This is a genomic window from Sphingobium rhizovicinum (assembly GCF_042647625.1).
GTDB lineage: Bacteria > Pseudomonadota > Alphaproteobacteria > Sphingomonadales > Sphingomonadaceae > Sphingobium > Sphingobium rhizovicinum.
Window position 1 is genome coordinate 638,021 of record NZ_JBHRVU010000004.1, and the last position, 16,069, is coordinate 654,089.

The 16,069-nt window shown below is 63.6% G+C and carries 15 protein-coding genes; 5 read left to right on the forward strand and 10 right to left on the reverse strand.

Annotation, left to right across the window (positions count from 1 at the left end; all coding sequences use genetic code 11):
- Positions 1–9 precede the first annotated feature (9 nt).
- From ACFOKF_RS04460 to ACFOKF_RS04470, 3 genes are all read left to right on the forward strand, one after another.
- The gene (locus ACFOKF_RS04460) at positions 10–912 is read left to right on the forward strand and encodes a GDP-mannose 4,6-dehydratase (protein ID WP_380793501.1); all 903 of its coding nucleotides are present in this window, start codon (positions 10–12) and stop codon (positions 910–912) included.
- Positions 913–1,150: 238 nt separating this feature from the next.
- Positions 1,151–2,200 (forward strand): polysaccharide biosynthesis/export family protein, encoded by a 1,050-nt coding sequence (locus ACFOKF_RS04465; RefSeq protein WP_380793503.1) that lies wholly within the window; start codon positions 1,151–1,153, stop codon positions 2,198–2,200.
- Between the two features lie 23 nt (positions 2,201–2,223).
- Complete coding sequence (locus tag ACFOKF_RS04470; RefSeq protein WP_380793505.1) at positions 2,224–3,018, forward strand: type I phosphomannose isomerase catalytic subunit; 795 nt, start codon at positions 2,224–2,226, stop codon at positions 3,016–3,018.
- Between the two features lie 8 nt (positions 3,019–3,026).
- On the opposite strand, the gene ACFOKF_RS04475 is transcribed toward ACFOKF_RS04470, so the two are convergent.
- The 7 genes from ACFOKF_RS04475 to ACFOKF_RS04505 form a co-directional block, all read right to left on the reverse strand.
- Positions 3,027–5,225 carry a DUF4214 domain-containing protein gene (locus ACFOKF_RS04475; RefSeq protein WP_380793507.1) on the reverse strand — a complete coding sequence of 733 codons (2,199 nt, stop codon included), beginning with the start codon at positions 5,223–5,225 and terminating at the stop codon, positions 3,027–3,029.
- Positions 5,226–5,283: 58 nt separating this feature from the next.
- The gene (gene rfbB / locus ACFOKF_RS04480) at positions 5,284–6,354 is read right to left on the reverse strand and encodes a dTDP-glucose 4,6-dehydratase (protein ID WP_380793509.1); all 1,071 of its coding nucleotides are present in this window, start codon (positions 6,352–6,354) and stop codon (positions 5,284–5,286) included.
- 155 nt (positions 6,355–6,509) lie between these two features.
- Positions 6,510–7,526, reverse strand: a complete 1,017-nt coding sequence (locus tag ACFOKF_RS04485) for a phytanoyl-CoA dioxygenase family protein (protein ID WP_380793511.1) — start codon at positions 7,524–7,526, stop codon at positions 6,510–6,512.
- Between the two features lie 109 nt (positions 7,527–7,635).
- On the reverse strand, positions 7,636–8,283 hold the full coding sequence (locus tag ACFOKF_RS04490; RefSeq protein WP_380793513.1) for a hypothetical protein: 648 nt from the start codon (positions 8,281–8,283) through the stop codon (positions 7,636–7,638).
- 42 nt (positions 8,284–8,325) lie between these two features.
- On the reverse strand, positions 8,326–8,946 hold the full coding sequence (locus ACFOKF_RS04495) for an ATP-binding cassette domain-containing protein (RefSeq protein ID WP_380793515.1): 621 nt from the start codon (positions 8,944–8,946) through the stop codon (positions 8,326–8,328).
- Complete coding sequence (gene modB / locus ACFOKF_RS04500; protein ID WP_380793517.1) at positions 8,936–9,640, reverse strand: molybdate ABC transporter permease subunit; 705 nt, start codon at positions 9,638–9,640, stop codon at positions 8,936–8,938. Before modB ends, ACFOKF_RS04495 begins: the two co-directional genes overlap by 11 nt.
- A gap of 90 nt (positions 9,641–9,730) precedes the next feature.
- Positions 9,731–10,834, reverse strand: a complete 1,104-nt coding sequence (locus tag ACFOKF_RS04505) for a hypothetical protein (RefSeq protein ID WP_380793519.1) — start codon at positions 10,832–10,834, stop codon at positions 9,731–9,733.
- A gap of 152 nt (positions 10,835–10,986) precedes the next feature.
- Here ACFOKF_RS04505 and ACFOKF_RS04510 point away from each other — a divergent pair, with 152 nt between their 5' ends.
- Positions 10,987–11,733, forward strand: a complete 747-nt coding sequence (locus ACFOKF_RS04510; RefSeq protein ID WP_380793521.1) for an HAD-IIB family hydrolase — start codon at positions 10,987–10,989, stop codon at positions 11,731–11,733.
- Between the two features lie 9 nt (positions 11,734–11,742).
- On the opposite strand, the gene modA is transcribed toward ACFOKF_RS04510, so the two are convergent.
- On the reverse strand, positions 11,743–12,513 hold the full coding sequence (gene modA, locus ACFOKF_RS04515; RefSeq protein ID WP_380797654.1) for a molybdate ABC transporter substrate-binding protein: 771 nt from the start codon (positions 12,511–12,513) through the stop codon (positions 11,743–11,745).
- A 122-nt stretch (positions 12,514–12,635) separates the two neighbouring features.
- On the opposite strand from modA, the gene ACFOKF_RS04520 reads away from it, so the two are divergent.
- On the forward strand, positions 12,636–14,264 hold the full coding sequence (locus tag ACFOKF_RS04520) for a molybdopterin-dependent oxidoreductase (RefSeq protein ID WP_380793523.1): 1,629 nt from the start codon (positions 12,636–12,638) through the stop codon (positions 14,262–14,264).
- Here ACFOKF_RS04520 and ACFOKF_RS04525 read toward each other — a convergent pair.
- On the reverse strand, positions 14,259–15,431 hold the full coding sequence (locus ACFOKF_RS04525; protein ID WP_380793525.1) for a glycosyltransferase: 1,173 nt from the start codon (positions 15,429–15,431) through the stop codon (positions 14,259–14,261). The two genes, ACFOKF_RS04520 and ACFOKF_RS04525, sit on opposite strands and share 6 nt — an antisense overlap.
- A gap of 57 nt (positions 15,432–15,488) precedes the next feature.
- A complete protein-coding gene (locus tag ACFOKF_RS04530; protein ID WP_380793527.1) occupies positions 15,489–16,052 on the reverse strand; it encodes a helix-turn-helix domain-containing protein in 564 nt (187 codons plus the stop codon).
- Between the last annotated feature and the right edge of the window lie 17 nt (positions 16,053–16,069).

Consider the following 16,069-nt stretch of genomic DNA (forward strand, 5'->3'; position numbering starts at 1 on the left):
CCGATGCCGATGGGCAAGCCCAGAACCCTGATCACCGGCGGCGGCGGCTTTACCGGACGGCATCTGGCGGCGTTGCTGGCCGAACGCGGGCATGAGGTGCATGCGCTGGTCCCTGCGCCGGATGCCGGGGCAATCCCGCATTTTGACGCCGTCCATGCCGGCAATCTGGTCGATCGCGCCAGCGTTGAGCGGATCGTGGATATGGTGCGGCCGGATAATGTCGTCCATCTGGCCGCCATCTCCTTCGTCGCCCATGGCGATGTGTCGGAAATCTATGCCGCCAATGTCGTGGGTACGCGCCTGTTGCTGGGCGCTCTGGCCAGCTTGCCGACGCCGCCTCTTTCGGTGCTCGTGGCGAGCAGCGCCAATATTCATGGGAATCAGGGCGGCTGCCTAACGGAAGACAGCCCAATCATGCCGGCGAACGACTATGGCGTCAGCAAGGTGGCGACCGAAATGGTCTGTCGCCTGTTTGCCGATCGGTTGCCGATCATCGTCGCACGACCTTTCAACTATACCGGGCTTGGCCAGTCGCCCCGCTTCCTGATTCCAAAGATTGTTGATCATGCCCGCCGGCGGGCGGAGCGGATCGAACTGGGGAATATCGATGTGGCGCGAGACTTTTCCGATGTGCGCACAGTCGTCGACGCCTACGCCCGGCTGATGGAAGCGCCTGCCGCGATTGGCGGCGTCTTCCAACTCTGTTCGGGCAAGGCGGTGACGTTGAGTGAGGTGCTGGAAACGGTCCAGTCGCTTGCTGGACATAGGATGGAGGTCATGGTCAACCCGGATTTCGTCCGCGCCAATGATGTTGCGATTCTCTATGGAGATCCGGCCCGCGTCGAGGCGGTGATCGGACCGCTGGCGCATGTTCCGTTGACTCGGACACTGCGATGGATGCTGGACGGTTGATCTGATGCGGCGACCCGTGTGAACGCCGAAGAATAATGGGCTTGCAACTCGCTGGCCCCTATAGTGGATAGGCAATGCGGTCCGGGCGGTATGGCTGGATGCGAAGATATTGGATAATCGGATGAACAGATTGACGGACCTCGTGAAATTGCAGGCGCGTTCAGGGCGGAAGGCTTTGCTAGCGTTGGCGATCCTGACGTCGGCCTGTACCTCTGTCGGCCCTGGCAAGCAGCATGTCATGAAGGCTGCGGAAAGCACCACGGTTCAGGGCATCCGAATCATCAGCCTGGACGAACAGAATAGTGAGTTGCCGGTGGCACAGCCCAAGCCGGGTTTTGCCGAACTGTTTGGCGGTGCAGCGCCGATGGGCCAGATCGTCGGCATCGGCGACGTGTTGCAGGTCACGGTCTGGGAAGCGCCGCCGGCGGTGCTGTTCGGTGCGATCGCCCCGCCGACATCGGTGGAGACAAGTCGCGGCACCGGCCTGCCAGATTATGTCGTCGGACCTTCGGGCGCGATCAACATTCCCTTCGCTGGCACGGTCCCCGTGGTCGGTCGTACGCTGGTCGACATCGAACATGATATCGTCGGTCGGTTGCGGCAAAAGGCGCATCTGCCGCAGGTCAATGTCCGGTTGGCCCAGAATATGACGGCGACAGTATCGGTTGTAGGCGATGTCACCAACAGCACACGCATTCCGCTGACGCCGAAGGGCGAAACCATCCTGGATGCGATTGCGGCGGGGGGCGGCACCAAGGAAGCGGCCAGCCGCATGACCGTGCAGTTGAGCCGCGAAGGCAAGGTCGAGATGATGCCGTTGCAGGCGATCATCAGCGACCCGCGCCAGAATGTGGTGCTCAAGGCCGGCGACGTCGTTACAGCGCTCTACCAACCGTTCAGTTTCACCGCGCTGGGTGCAACGGGCGCCAATCGCGAAGTGCAGTTCGAAGCCACCGGCCTGACATTGGCGCAGGCCCTGGGGCGCGTTGCGGGCCTTCAGGATGGCCGGGCTGATCCCAAGGGCGTCTTCCTGTTCCGTTGGGAGGATCCAGCGCGGGTCTCCAATGTGGCGGGTCTTGGCCATCGCGCCGACGGCCGGGTGCCGGTGATCTATCGCGTCAACATGCGCGACCCGGCCACCTATTTCACCATGCAGAATTTCCAAATTCAGGACCGGGACGTACTCTACGCCTCCAACAGCCCGGTCGCGGATTTCCAGCGTTTCGTGAACATCCTGGTGGGCACCGTGCTGCCCGCCGTGACGATCGAGAATGCGCTGAGCAATTAAGCGTCTCTGACAGGACGGCGTTGATGCCAAAGCTTGTTGCGCGTGCCGTCGAAAAGACATGGGGCCGGGAGGATATTCCGGCCCATTTCGACGTGCGGGGCGGTCAAATCGGCGAGATCTGGTTTGAGGGCGGAGAGGCGTTGCCGCTCCTCGTCAAATATCTCTTCACCAGCGAGCCCCTGTCGATCCAGGTCCATCCTGATGACCGGCAGGCGCATGCTTTTGGCCTGACAGGCGGCAAGGAAGAGGCCTGGTATATATTGGACTGCGCGCCCGATGCGCGGTTGGGGCTGGGGCTGCTGGAGCCAATGTCGCCCCAGGCCTTTCGCGCGGCGGCGATTGACGGGTCTTTGGAGCATCGGATCGATTGGAAGCCGGTGCGGCCGGGCGACTGCTATTTCGTGCCCGCTGGCACGGTGCATGCGATCGGTGGCGGCATCACGCTGGTTGAGGTGCAGCAGAATGTCGATGTGACCTACAGATTGTTCGACTATGGTCGGCCGCGCGAACTGCATTTGGATCAGGGTATCGCCGCCAGTCGGCTGGAGCCATATGTCCGGTCGCCGGTTCATGTGCCGCTGGGTCAGGCGCAGGTGCTGCTGGACGGAACGGACTCACCCTTTTCCATGGAATTGGGGCATTGGACTGCCGGGCAGGTGCTGCCGACGACGCAAGGGCCAGTCTGGTTTGTGCCGCTGGCTGGTAAGGGGCGGGTGAACGGTGCGTCATGGCGGCCCGGCGACGTGTGGCTGCTCGATCCAGCCGATGAGGTTTTGGCGGATCGGGATGCGGCCGGACTGCTGGCGCGGACGGCCTAACGCGCTCGTCAGAACATCAACCGCCAGCGGTCGACAATGTGGATGCGGCTGGCGTTCGCTTTATACTCGTCCGACCGCATGATCGCCTTTGCGACCTTTTTCTTGCTGGCGCCATTGCGCAGCGAGAGAACATAATGGTCGAGGCCTGACGGATCGGCGGGACGGCCGAGGAAATTCTTGTAGAGCGACTGGACGAAGACTTCGTCGGGCAGGGCAAAAAGCGCACCCAGCGACACCTGCCGTACTTGTCCTTCGGGCTGGAAGGCGACGTCATCCTTGTCTTTCAGACGGTGCGCCAACTTGAGCGTGTCGCTGCTTTCGATCCGGCGCAACAGGCGCTCCATCAGTGCAGGATCATCGAATAGCGATTGCGCGAAGGTCCAGAAGCCGCTTGCCCAGTCCGCCCAGTCCGTCGCGTCGCGATCATCGGCGTGGGACCGGCCAAAGCGTGCGGCTTGCTGCACCAGCTCTGGCAGTGGGCTGTCGTCACTGAACAGGAAGACGCCTTCGGTCGATCGATAGGTCGCCAGGATTTCGCGCACCGGGGCAATGTCGCGCACCACCACCGGCTTGCCCCGGGACAGCGCATGGACCAGCCCCAGACCGAAGCCTTCATAATGGGATGGCAGCACGATCACGCTGGCATTGGCGAACAGCGCGTCCATGTCCGCTTCGGGCACGGCACCGGACGCGGCGAGGGTCAGGTTGCCGTCTCGGGTTGCGACACCTGCCATGGCAATGACGGCCGTGTCTGGCAGCGCATCCGCCAGCAGCCGGCCGATGGCTTCCGAGGCCTTGTGCTTGAAGTGATTGCCCATCACCAGCACATGGTCGCTGCCCCCCGACGCGCCATGACCGGTGTCTCGATAGGCCGACAGGCGGGTCGGCAACAGGCGCGTATAAGCGTTGGTGCGGAAGTGGCGGGCGAAGCGATTGCGGAAAGTCTCGCCCGAAAATTCGCTGATGAAAAAGACGCCATCCGCATGTTCCGCGACATGACGCCACATGGGTTCAATATCGTCCTGGCCGCGCAGATTGCTGCAATCCAGCGCAATCACGTCCAGCATGCCATAGATGTTGATGGGCGCCAAATACTCCATCAGGTTGACGATATGCAGGTCGAATGGCTGGCCGAAGAAGATCGACAGCGCATAATCGGGGCGAATCTTTTCCTCGATACGTATCGACTGGAAGTTCGCGAAACCATGAAATTCGGCGACGCCGGGCTTGCAGATAGCGTGGATGTCGAAATCCGCCGGCGGGTTTGCCTCCAGCCAGCGGATGACGTTGACGATGAGTTCGTTTGTGCCGTTATGGTGAGTGCCCATGGTCAGCAGGTTGAGTGCGACCTTGCGGCGGCCCTCGGGCGTTGGAAGCAGCGTCTTGATCTGGGTTTCGGCGCGATAATCGGCCGTACCTTCATAAGCGCGCACCAGCGGTAGGAATTCCGGATGCCGCGCCATCATCTTGTTCAGATTGCCTTCCTGCTGGCCACGCAGATCCATGTCCTTGAGCAGGAAGGAGGCCGAGCCGGCGTGATAGGCGTAGGCATGATTGGCCATGGCTGCGCGATAGCCAAGTTTGCCCGCACGCATGACGAGGTCATTTTCTTCCTCATAGCCGACACCAAACTCCTCATCGAGAGGATCGAAATTGCGCAGGATATGGTCGGCGATCAGCATGTAGAAGCCGACGGCGGTAGGAGCGAGTGTATAGCGAGGCAGGTGATGGCGCAGCATCTGCCAGGCGTGATGGCAGGTTTCGGGCAGCGATCCTGCATCACACAGTGGATTGGGCATCTGCGGGAAAGTAGAGAGCGCCGCATTGTTGGATCGCGGGCAGACGAAGGCGATCTGGGGATCGGCGTGTAGCACAGCAACCATTTCAGCCAGCGTGCCCGGATAGGTCAGCGTATCGCTGTTGACCAGCAGCGCGGCCGCGCCACGTTGACGCGCCAGCGCCAGTCCCTTGTTGACGCTGCGGACGAAGCCCAGATTTTCGTTGTTGCGCAGAATGAGGCCGATCGACCGCATCGCTTCGCCAGAGGCGAGATAATGTTCGACTTCCTCATCATCAGGAGAATCGTTGATGACGATCAGGCGTGGCGCGCAATCGGCAATTTCGATGAGATTGGGCACCAGCGACCGAATGCAATCCTGCACCATCGCGGCGTTGCGATAGACCGGGATGATGATGTCGAGCTTCATGAGATATCCGCAATAGGGTCGGACCGCGCATCCAGGCCGGATGCGCGGCCGCAAAATATCAGCGGGCGATCTTCGCGCGCTCGACCAGAGGCTTCCACCAGTCTTCGTTCGACAGATACCAGGCCAGCGTTTCGGCAAAGCCCTGCGGGAAGTCGCGGGCGGGCTCATAGCCCAGTTCCGACCGGATCTTGGTTTCATCGATCGCATAGCGGCGATCATGGCCCTTGCGGTCCTCGACATAGGTCATGAGGTCAGCGCTGGCGCCGCCCTTTGCGGCAGGCGCGTCGGGGAAGAGACGAGCAAGGTCGGGATTGGAGGCGAAGGCGGCGTCGACGCCACGGCAGATTTCCTTCACCACTTCGATATTGGGCAGTTCCTGCCCACCGCCGACATTATAGGTTTCGCCGATCCGGCCCTTCCGGAGGATCAGTTCGATGCCGACGCAATGATCCTCCACATGCAGCCAGTCGCGCACATTCATGCCGTCGCCATAGATGGGCAGGTTGCGGCCCGACAGTGCGTTAAGGGTGAAGAGCGGGATCAGCTTTTCGGGAAACTGGTAGGGACCATAGTTGTTGGAACAATTACTGGTCGTCGTTTCCAGACCGTAGGTATGGTGGTAGGCGCGGACCAGATGGTCCGACCCGGCCTTCGACGCTGAATAGGGCGAATTTGGGGCGTAGGGTGTGGTTTCGCTGAAGGCGGGGTCTTCGGGCTCCAACGTGCCATAGACTTCGTCGGTCGACACATGGTGGAAACGGTGCGGCTTGCCGCTGCCCTTGTCGAGCCAGGCGCTCTTGGCGGCTTTGAGCAGGCTGTGCGTGCCCACGACATTGGTGGTGACGAAGGCGTCGGGGCCGGTGATCGACCGGTCGACATGGCTTTCGGCGGCGAAATGGACGATCGTGTCGACATCATGGTCCGCGATCAGCTTCGACACCAGATCGGTGTCGCAAATATCGCCTTCGACCAGCGTGACATCGGTTACGTCCGCAATATTGGCCGGGTTGCCGGCATAGGTCAGCAGGTCGAGGACGACGATGCCGTCAGCCGGCGACACTTTGCGCCAGTGGCGAACAAAATTGGCGCCGATGAAACCCGCGCCGCCCGTGACAATCAAATTGGCCATGCAGTCCTCTATTCAACCGGTTGAGACGCGCCACATGATCGCGCGACCATGGGCGTGGTGTGACCTTGTCTTTTATGCTGACCCCTCTTGCGCGTCAGCGTAGCGGCAACAGTCCATTCTTGGCAACTGGCTCTTGGCCATCAGCTCCCGATCATTCAGCTCGATCGCGACAATTTCCGCTTTGCATAGAGTTGCGCCAGTGACAGGCGCGGCCAGCCGAACATGCTGCGCGGGGTGGAGGGAGGGGTGCGATCTTTTGGCTTGTCCATCGGCGACAGCTGGAAATGCTGGCTGGCATAGCCCAGTGCGCCGTGGTGTCGTACAGCGGCATGCGCCGGATCACCGAAATAATAAGGTTTCTGGCGCTGGGGGCAGAAATGCCCGACCAGGCTGCGCCGCGTCAGGGCTGGATCGGCGACCGGAGAGCCGCCATGCGCCAGATCCGCATGCCAGACGAGAATGTCGCCCTTGCGCGCCAGAAACCGGCCTACGCCGCGGCCGGCGCGCGCCTGATCCTCTAGCCATACGGCCCATTGGCCATGGGTTTCCATGCCGTCGAGTTCGGGATTCCAATGCTTCTTGTCGCCACCAAATTGCCAGTCGGGCAGCCGGTGCGATCCGGGTGCATACATGAGTTCGCCTGATCCCGCGACAATGTCTTCCAGCGCGATCCAGCAAGCCGCCAGTTGCAACGGCTGGCCGTCGACCACGACATAGGCGGTGTCCTGATGCAGCGGTTGCTGCGACCCCTTCTCGAAATTCAGGCTTTGGAACAGCAGCGGGTCGTCAGCGAAAATCGTCTGGAGAAAGTTGAGAAGGGCCGGTGCGGCGAACAGGTCGAGCGCCTGGGGCAGAGGAACATAAGCGTCCACCACGCGGGACGTCAGTCCGTCCGCTCCCTCCGCCATAGGGCGTGCCTGCGAATCGCCATGCGGCTGATACAGAATGTCGGAATTGCCACTCTGGAAGGCTGCGGCGATCGGGTTGGCGAAAGCGTCAACGATCTCGTGCGGAATGGCATTTTCGAGGATGACATAGCCGTCTGCGACAAAGCGCTCGACCAGTTCCTTCTGTCCTTCATCCAGTCCGCGTCGGGTAACTTCCTGCCGCCAGTCGTCCTGATCGATCCACAATCCGCCAAATCTGGAATGATAAGAAGGCGTTTCGTTCACTCTGCTGTTGCTCCGTGTCGGGACGCGTATGCTTCTCGACTAGACAGGGCGTGGTCGCGACGCAATAGCTGCCTTGCCGTTTCAGCGCAGGCAGGCTGTTTGTCTTTGATCAGCATATGTCAAGGGAGATGAGGCCGACGCCAAGCACCCGATCATCCTCGTTAATGCCAAGCGCCTGCGGCGATATCGCCGGATTGATCTTCATATATAAGGCGACATCACCTTCGCCGATGCAGGCGGGAGGCAGCCGAAGCTTGAGTGTATGTTCATCTGGCCGAAGCGTGTGCGCGAGCAGGAAATAACCATTTGCTGTAAATTCGACGGTCGGTCGTTGCGCGCTGGCGCCTACCAAGCCTATCAGTGTCAGATTGACCTCGACATAGCCGCCACGATAGCTTTCCAACGCAAAGCGGATCGCGTGTGTGTCTTCGCGGCCCCAAAGCCCCCAATATTCCGGTTCCCACCAATTGCCTGCGAGATAATCAGCGCCGTCGCCGCCAATACCGAACCGGATCGGCCAGTTGCGCTCGATCAGCGGAAAGCCTGCTTCCGACCAGCGCCGTCCGCCATTGTCATCCGCTTGTCGATCGCGCCGCCGGGCGTGAACTTCGTTAAGCACCATTTCGGCGAAATGATGCACCCGGCCAACTTGGCTACCCAGATCACGCATCTGGCCTTCAAGCGCCGCAAGCCTCTGGTCGATCTGGGCGATGGCCGCGAGAATGGCCGCATTGTCATCATTGCTGTTTTCAGACATGGGCGCTTCCTATCGCGCCCGGCACGGTGCGCAAGAGGGCTGTCATGCGGGCGGGGCCAGACGGATGGTTTCGCATGCCAGTCTGACCGCCTCCGCTTCATTATGGGTGACGTACAGGATCGGCAGGGCGAACTGGTCGCGCAATCGTTCGATCGCTGCCATGACCTCATCGCGTCGGGCCGGATCGAGAGAGGAAAGCGGCTCATCCATCAATAAAAATGCCGGATCGGACAGCAAGGCCCGGCCGATCGCGACCCGCTTCGCCTCGCCGCCGGAAAGGGTTGCGGGCAGGCGGCGGAGCAAATGGCCGATGCCCAGAAAACCGAGCACATCGTCCAGCGTCAGTCCATCCGTGCCGCGCACGCCGTAGAGAAGATTCGCCTCGACCCGCAGGTGCGGAAACAGGCGCATGTCCTGGAATATATAGCCAGCCCGGCGCCGCGCTGCCGGTATGTCGATGCCAGCGGCGCTGTCGAACAGGGGCGTGCCGCCAATGGCGATATGGCCGGCATCGGGCCGAAGCAGGCCGGCGACCATGTTGAGCAGGCTGGTCTTGCCCGCGCCCGATGGTCCGACCAGCGCAATCAGGCCGGGCCCTGTGCGCACGCGCAAGGCGATGGTGCGGTCGCCGATCCGGCGGCGGACATCAATGTCAAAGGACATGGACGACCCGTCCATGGGTGAAGCGGCGGGCCATCAGCTCGGACAATAGAAGCGCCCCCAGCGACAGCAGCACCGAAATCACGGCAAAGCGACTGACCATCGCTTCACCGCCGGGCACCTGAAGCGCGGCATAGATGGCGATCGGCAGGGTGCGGGTTTCGCCTGGAATGTCGGACACGAAAGTGATCGTCGCGCCAAACTCCCCGATCGACCGGGCAAAGCCCAGCATCGCGCCAGCCAGGATGCCGGGTAGCGCCAAGGGAAGCGATATGGTCCGGAACAATCGCCAGCCCGAAGCGCCCAGCGTGCGGGCGGCATCTTCCAGCCGTCGGTCGATCGCCTCGATCGACAGGCGCATTGCGCGGACCATCAGCGGCAAGGCCATGATTGCGGCGGCCAGCGCCGCACCGGTCCAGCGGAACAACAATGTGACACCGAACCAGTCGCCCAGCCATCGACCGATCGGCCCGTTCGCGCCGAAGAGCAGCAGCAGCAGCCAGCCCGTCACCACCGGCGGTACGACCAGCGGCAGATAGACGATCGCTTCCAGCAGCAACCGGCCGGGGAAGCGCCGCCGCGCCAGCAGCCAGGACAGGCCGAATGCGATCGGCAACATCGCTGCAACCGCGACCAGGCTGACCTTCAAAGACAAGGCGATGACGCCCCATTCCTCGGGAGAAGGCAGCCAGTTCATGCGTGAATGAACTGGCAGGAGGGATCGGGAGAAAACGGCATGGCGTGCCGACGATAGTGGCAGGCTTTCATCGCCGGCGGAAGGGGGCTGCTATCGCGATCCGATCTGGACAGGCATGGACAGCAGGTCGCGATCCATCGTGCCATTCGCGCCTTCGAACCGGCGACGGACGAAAAGCAGCAGCGCCTGATCATGATCCAGCGTTTCGAAATTGCGCGATCGGCTGTCGGGATCGATCAGCACCGGATAGCTGAGCATATAGTCCCGGCCGGGCTCAAGTCGGAAGACAGGGGCGGGAAGCAGCAGCCGGGCCAGCCCCCAATTGCGCAGGTCGGCGCTTTGGGCGTAGAAAAATCCTTGGGTCGCTTTGCCGTCGATCATGCGCTGGGCCGCCATCATCGCTACCCAACGCTTCTGGCGCGGCAGCCAGTTGATTGACCGCACCGGTGCATCGAGATGCGGCAGTGCATGGCACCGGCGCGCCTGCGCAGGGCTGGACAGGTCCAGGGTGAATTGCTGCCCGTCCCAGGCGCGCCAGAGCGCCGGGTTCATGGGATTATCGCTGCGCAGCAGGCAATTGCCCTTGGGCGAACCGGGGCCGTCCAGAAAGACCACCATATAATAGCCGCTCTGACCGCGCGCGATGTTGCTGGTGGTGAAGGCGCCGTAGCGGGACGGGCTGGCGGCGGGCATCCTGTCGCCCAGCGTGGCGGCGACCTTGCCCATGCGATAATGGCGGCCCATGTCGCCGGATTGGGCGGTGACAATATCGCTGAGCCAGCAACTCACGCCCTTGCCCGGTTTGCAGTTGCGCGGGTCGGTGTCGATCGACAATTCGCGGCTGAGCAGCGCGGTCACGGTACGGCCGTCCATCGTATAGGTGGCCTCGATCCAGGCATGCTGGTTGGCGCCGGTGTCGGCCGGGCCGAAAACGGGGCGGCAGTCGGTCCTGAGCGACGACCAGCGCGGGCCGGTCAGCGTCCAGTTGACAAAATGGGTGGCGATCAGGCTGATTTGCCCATCGGCTCGCCGGAAGGCGCGGGCCGGCGCATCGGGAATGATGTTGTCATTGGGGCAGCGTTGTTTCGACCAGTCGAAGATCGGCTTTTGCTGATCGGGTTGCGGGCGCAGGTCCAGTGTCGCGCCGGGCGATGCGGCGGCCATCAGCAGGGAAGCGAGGATCAGCGACGCCACAGCCATCGTCCTTTCATGGTATGGAAACGGGTTGGGTTGTAGGCTTAGCCGTGCGCAGATGAACGGCGCCAGTCCGACGCATGTTCGCCCTTGACCGGCGAATAGGCGATGATAGGCGACGCCCCCACCCTGGATAGTGCTGGAGACGATGGATGAAGCAATTGGTCGCGTTCGACCTTGACGGTACGCTGGCGGAAAGCAAGCAACCGCTTGGCGAGGCGATGGGCGACGCCCTTGCCGACCTGCTGGCCGTTGCGCATGTCGCGGTGATTTCCGGCGGAGACTGGCCGCAATTCGAAAAGCAGGTTGCCAGCCGCCTGCCGGCCCATGCCGATCGGTCGCGGCTGTGGCTGATGCCCACCACCGGCACAAAGCTCTATACCCACGGTGCGGATGGCTGGTCGCCGGTTTATGCCGAATTGTTCGACGATGCGCAGAAGGCGGCGATTCTGGCGGCGTTCGATGCATCGCTGGAGGCGACCGGGTTCGTGCCGGAACAGACATGGGGCGACCGGATCGAGGACCGGGGCAGCCAGATCACCTTTTCCGCGCTGGGGCAGCAAGCGCCGATCCACGCCAAGGAAGGATGGGATCCCGATTTCGCCAAGCGCAAGATCATTCAGGCGGACCTGCGTCAGCGCCTGCCCGGCCTGTCGATCAATATGGGCGGCGCGACCTCTATCGACATTACGCGTGAAGGCGTGGACAAGGGCTATGGCCTCAAGAAGCTGCGCGATGCGAGCGGCATTGCGCTGGACGCGATGCTGTTCATCGGCGATGCTATCTTTCCGGGCGGCAATGACTATCCGGCCAAGCAGATCGGGCTGGATACGGTGCGGGTGCGCGATCCGCAGGAAACGCTGGCGGTCATATCCGGGCTGGTCGCCTGCCTGAAGTGAAAGTGCAGATCAGGGCGCGGTGAAGCCGTAGCGGGCGAAGATCGCCTTGCTCGCGCCCGACAGCAGGAAGCGGCGAAAGGCTTCGGCATCGGGATGGCGGCTGCCCTTCAGCCGCGCGAGCGGATAGCGGACCGGCGCATGACTGGACGCAGGGAAGACGCCGACCACCTGCACATCCTGAGATGCGCGCGCGTCGGTGGCGTAGACGATGCCGAGCGGCGCTTCGCCTCGCTCCACCAGCGCCAGCGCGGACCGGACATTGTCGCCGCGCGCCACCTTGCCAGCGACGGATGGCCAGACGCCCAGCGCCATGAGCGCCGCCTTGCCATATTTGCCCGCCGGCACCGCATCGGGATTGGCCATGGCCAGACGACCATCGCCGAGCGCGCGAGCCAGTTGCATCCTCTTGCCGATGTGCAGGCGCACCGGTCGTTTTGCCGGCGCGATCAGCACCAGCGCATTGCCCGCCACATTGACCCGCGTGCCGCGCGCCAGCAGCCCAGCCCGTTCGATGTCGCTCATCCATTCTTCATCGGCAGAGAGAAACAGATCGGCGGGCGCGCCGGCTTTGATCTGGCGGGCGAGGGCGGATGATCCGGCGAAGGAAAGGACGGGACGAGCGTGGCCCTGCGCCGCCCATGCATCGGCGGCGGCGGTCATCGATTCCTGCAGGCTGGCGGCGGCCAGCACCACGGGGCCGCGATCGGAAGGGACGGCCTGCGCGATTGGCGTGAGCAGCAAAAGGGTGAGCGCGATGAGGCGGGCGAGCAGCTGGATCATGCCGCCTATGTGCGCCCAGTGCGGCAGCGGCGCAACCATGGGCTTTTGTCCGCCTCCATCTTCCGCTAGGCATCCGCCGATGATGGCGCGCTTCGCCCTGCCGGCCCGGCTTTCCCGCTAAGATGGCGATCGTGCGAAGCCTGTGCGGCCAATGCGGCGCGGGGTGCGGCGTCCGCGCCATTACCGGCGATGATCGCAGCCTGTTGATCGAAGGGGATCGGATGCATCCGGCCAATGCCGGCCAACTCTGCGCGCGCGGTGAGGGGCTGGCGGAGATGGCGACGCTGGACGGGCGCCTGTTGCACCCGATGGTGGGTGGACGGCGAACCGGATGGGATCGGGCGATTGCGCATGTCGCGCGCAGGCTGAAGGCTATTCTCGATCGCCATGGTTCGGGCAGCATTGCGCTGCATGTGGCGGGCAATTTGCTGACCGAGGATTATTATGCCGCCAACAAGCTGATGAAGGGCTTTTTCGGGTCGGCGCACATCCATGCGCCATGGGACATGGGTGGCGCGCATCAGTCGCTGCGCGCCGCTTTTGGCGCGCCCGTCATGCCCGCTGCGATCGAGGATATTGAGCAGGCCGAAACGCTGCTGTTGCTGGGGGATCGCGCGGCGCTGCGATATCCGGTGTTGATGGACCGGGTGCAGGCGGCCCGAGAGACGCACGGGGTGCGGCTGATTCAGGTGACGGAGGGGGCTGCGCCGCAGGGGCATGGCCTGGCGGACATAAGTCTGGTGGTGGCGCGCGGGAGCATGGCGCGGCTGCTGACCGGATTGCTGCTTCACTGTCAGGATATAGGCGCGGTCGATCAGGGCTTTCTGGACCGGCATGTGGCGATGCCGGCTGGCTTTTGGGACAGGTTGCGGCCGGGGTGCGACATCTGGTCGGTGGCGCGCGAATGCGGTCTGCCAACGGCTGAGGTGCGGGCCTTCTATGATGCGATGGCGTCGTCTGGACGGTTGGTGACGCTGTGGGATGAAGGGGAAGGCAGCGGCGTGGCGAGCGCCGTAGTGAACCTGCATCTGGCGAAGGGCGCGATTGGCCGGCCGGGCAACAATCCCTTTCTGCTGAGCGGGCAGGCCAACGCCATGGGCGGGCGGGAAGTCGGCTGCCTGACCGGCGATCTGGCGGCGCATCGGGATTTTTCGCCGCAGGCCCGGGCCGAGGTGGCGCGTTTCTGGGGCGCGCACCTGATCGCGCAGGCGCCGGGCGCAGTGGAAGAGGCGATGCACGCCGGGCGCATCAAGGCGCTGTGGAGCATTGGCCGGGATGACGAGGCGTTGCCCTGGCTGCGGCAGGCGCGCGCGACCCTGCCATTCGTCATCGCCAGTCGCGATCGGGGGGAAGGCATGGAAGACGCCGATGTGCTGCTGCCATCGCCGGCGGGCGTCGAGAAGGATGGCACATTGACTGGTCCTGATCGCCTGATCAGTCGGCAGCGCCGCCTTTTTTCGCTGCCGGGGGAGGCGAAGCCAGACTGGTGGGCGGTGACGAAGGTGGCGCAGGCGATGGGGTGGGGCGACGCGTTTCATTATGAGCGGGCGGCGGACCTGTATCGCGAGCATGTGCGGCTGACCGCTTATCGCAACGATGGCGAGCGACTGTTGAACCTGAAGCGGCACGCGCCAATTTCCAACCCGGCCTATGACGAATTGACGCCGTGGCGCTGGGGCGAAGTGCCGTTCGATGGCGGGCATTTTCCCGCGCCCGATGGCCGGGCGCGGTTGGTGCCGCCCGCTTTATGAGCCGGCGGCGATGCCTTGCAAATGCGCGAGCAGCGTGTCGCCATTCGCCTGCCAGGTGAAGCGCAGCGCCGACGCGCGCACGGCGGCCTGCGACGGAGGATTGTCCAACAGGGCGCGGATGGCCTCTGCTATGGCTTCGGGGTCGCGTTCCACGATCCGCCCCGCCTCCGGCCGGTCGAGCAGTTCGCGCGCCCCGCCGACATCGCTGATGACGATTGGCGTGCCGCAGGCCAGCGCTTCGACCCAGGCATTGGCCAGTCCTTCCGATTCGGACGGCAGGGCCATGATGTCGGCGGCGGCGAAGATGCGCGGCAGCTTGTGATGCGGGACCGATCCCAGAAAGCCGATGCGGCGTTCAACGCCCAGTTCCTGGGCCAGATTCTCCAGCGTGCGCCGATATTGGCCCTGACCCGCCAGCAGCAGCGTGACGCCGGGTAATTGCGGCAGCGCGCGCACCAGCAGATCCTGTCCCTTGCGCGGGATTAGCGCGCCGACGCTGAGCACCACCGGGCCGTTGAAATCCAGCGCGGCCTTGGCTGCGGCGCGATCGGTCAGTTCGAACGTGTCGAGATCGACTCCGGTATAATGGACCCGCACCTTGTCCGCATCGATGCCCATGCGAGCCATCGACCGGCGCATCGCATCCGATACGGCAAGCAACCCGGCTGCGCCGTCCGCCGCCTGCCGCACCATCTTGCGCGTGCCGCTTTGCGTGCCCCAATAATGAATGTCCGCGCCGCGCGCCTTGACCGAATAGGGGATGCCGAGCGCCTTTGACAGGCGCTGGGCCACCGGGCCGTCGGGGAAGAAGAAGCTGGCGTCGATCACGTCGAACGGCTTTTCCGCATGCAGCCGGCGGACCAGCGGCAGGATGGCGCGGGTCATGGTCGTCACATTGGTGCGGCCGCCAAATTTGGGGATGATCGGAAAGGTCGGGCGGTAGACGGTCAGTTCCCGCCAGCGCTCCTTGCGCGGCAGCGCGCGCAGCGGCGCATAGCGGCCCGCCAGCGACAGCGGCCACGGCGGCAGGCCGACCGGCGCGATGACGGTGACGTCGGCTTCCGGGCGGCTGGCCAGTTCACGCGCCTGCCGTTCCACGAACACGCCGAAATTGGGCCGGCTGATGTCGGGGAACAGGGTCGATAGCATGAGAACATTGAGCGTCATGGTTCTACTTTGCATGCACAGCTTTGATGCTTGGTTAAGCGCAGAGCGATGAATTAGCTAGAGACGTCGGACGAGCTGTTCGGCGACGGCGGCCCATGGCGGGTCGGTCAGCACCAATTGGCGCGTACCCGCACCCAGCGGCAGCAGTTGCAGCCGGTCGCCTTCCCGCCCGATCAGCCGGCCGAACAGGAAGCGCCCGGCGGGGCGCGGCAGCAAAATGTCGCGGTTCAACGCGCTGCCAAAATCCTCCGGCGCAATGCGGCGGCACCAGATGGCGTCGCCCGCGCGATAATCGCCAATACTGGCCCCCACCTGCACGCCGACCATACCGTCCGACGCGATCGGCGGGGGGAGGGTGAGGGCGCGGGCGGGCGCGCGCACGCCGTCGGGACCGAGCAGAGCGGCAACGGGCACTTCGGCCTGTCCCGGCAAAGCGACCAGTTCTGCGCTGGTGACGCCCAGCGCCAGCGCGATCCGGTTCAGCCAGTTGACCGATACGGTGCGCGTGCCGGTTTCCAGTCGCCCGATTGTCTGGGCGGTGGTGGGCGGATCGCACAGCGCGCCAACCTGTTCCAGGGTCAGCCCTTTGGCCTTGCGAACCTCGCGGATGCGGGTGATCATGAAAACGCCCTTGATAA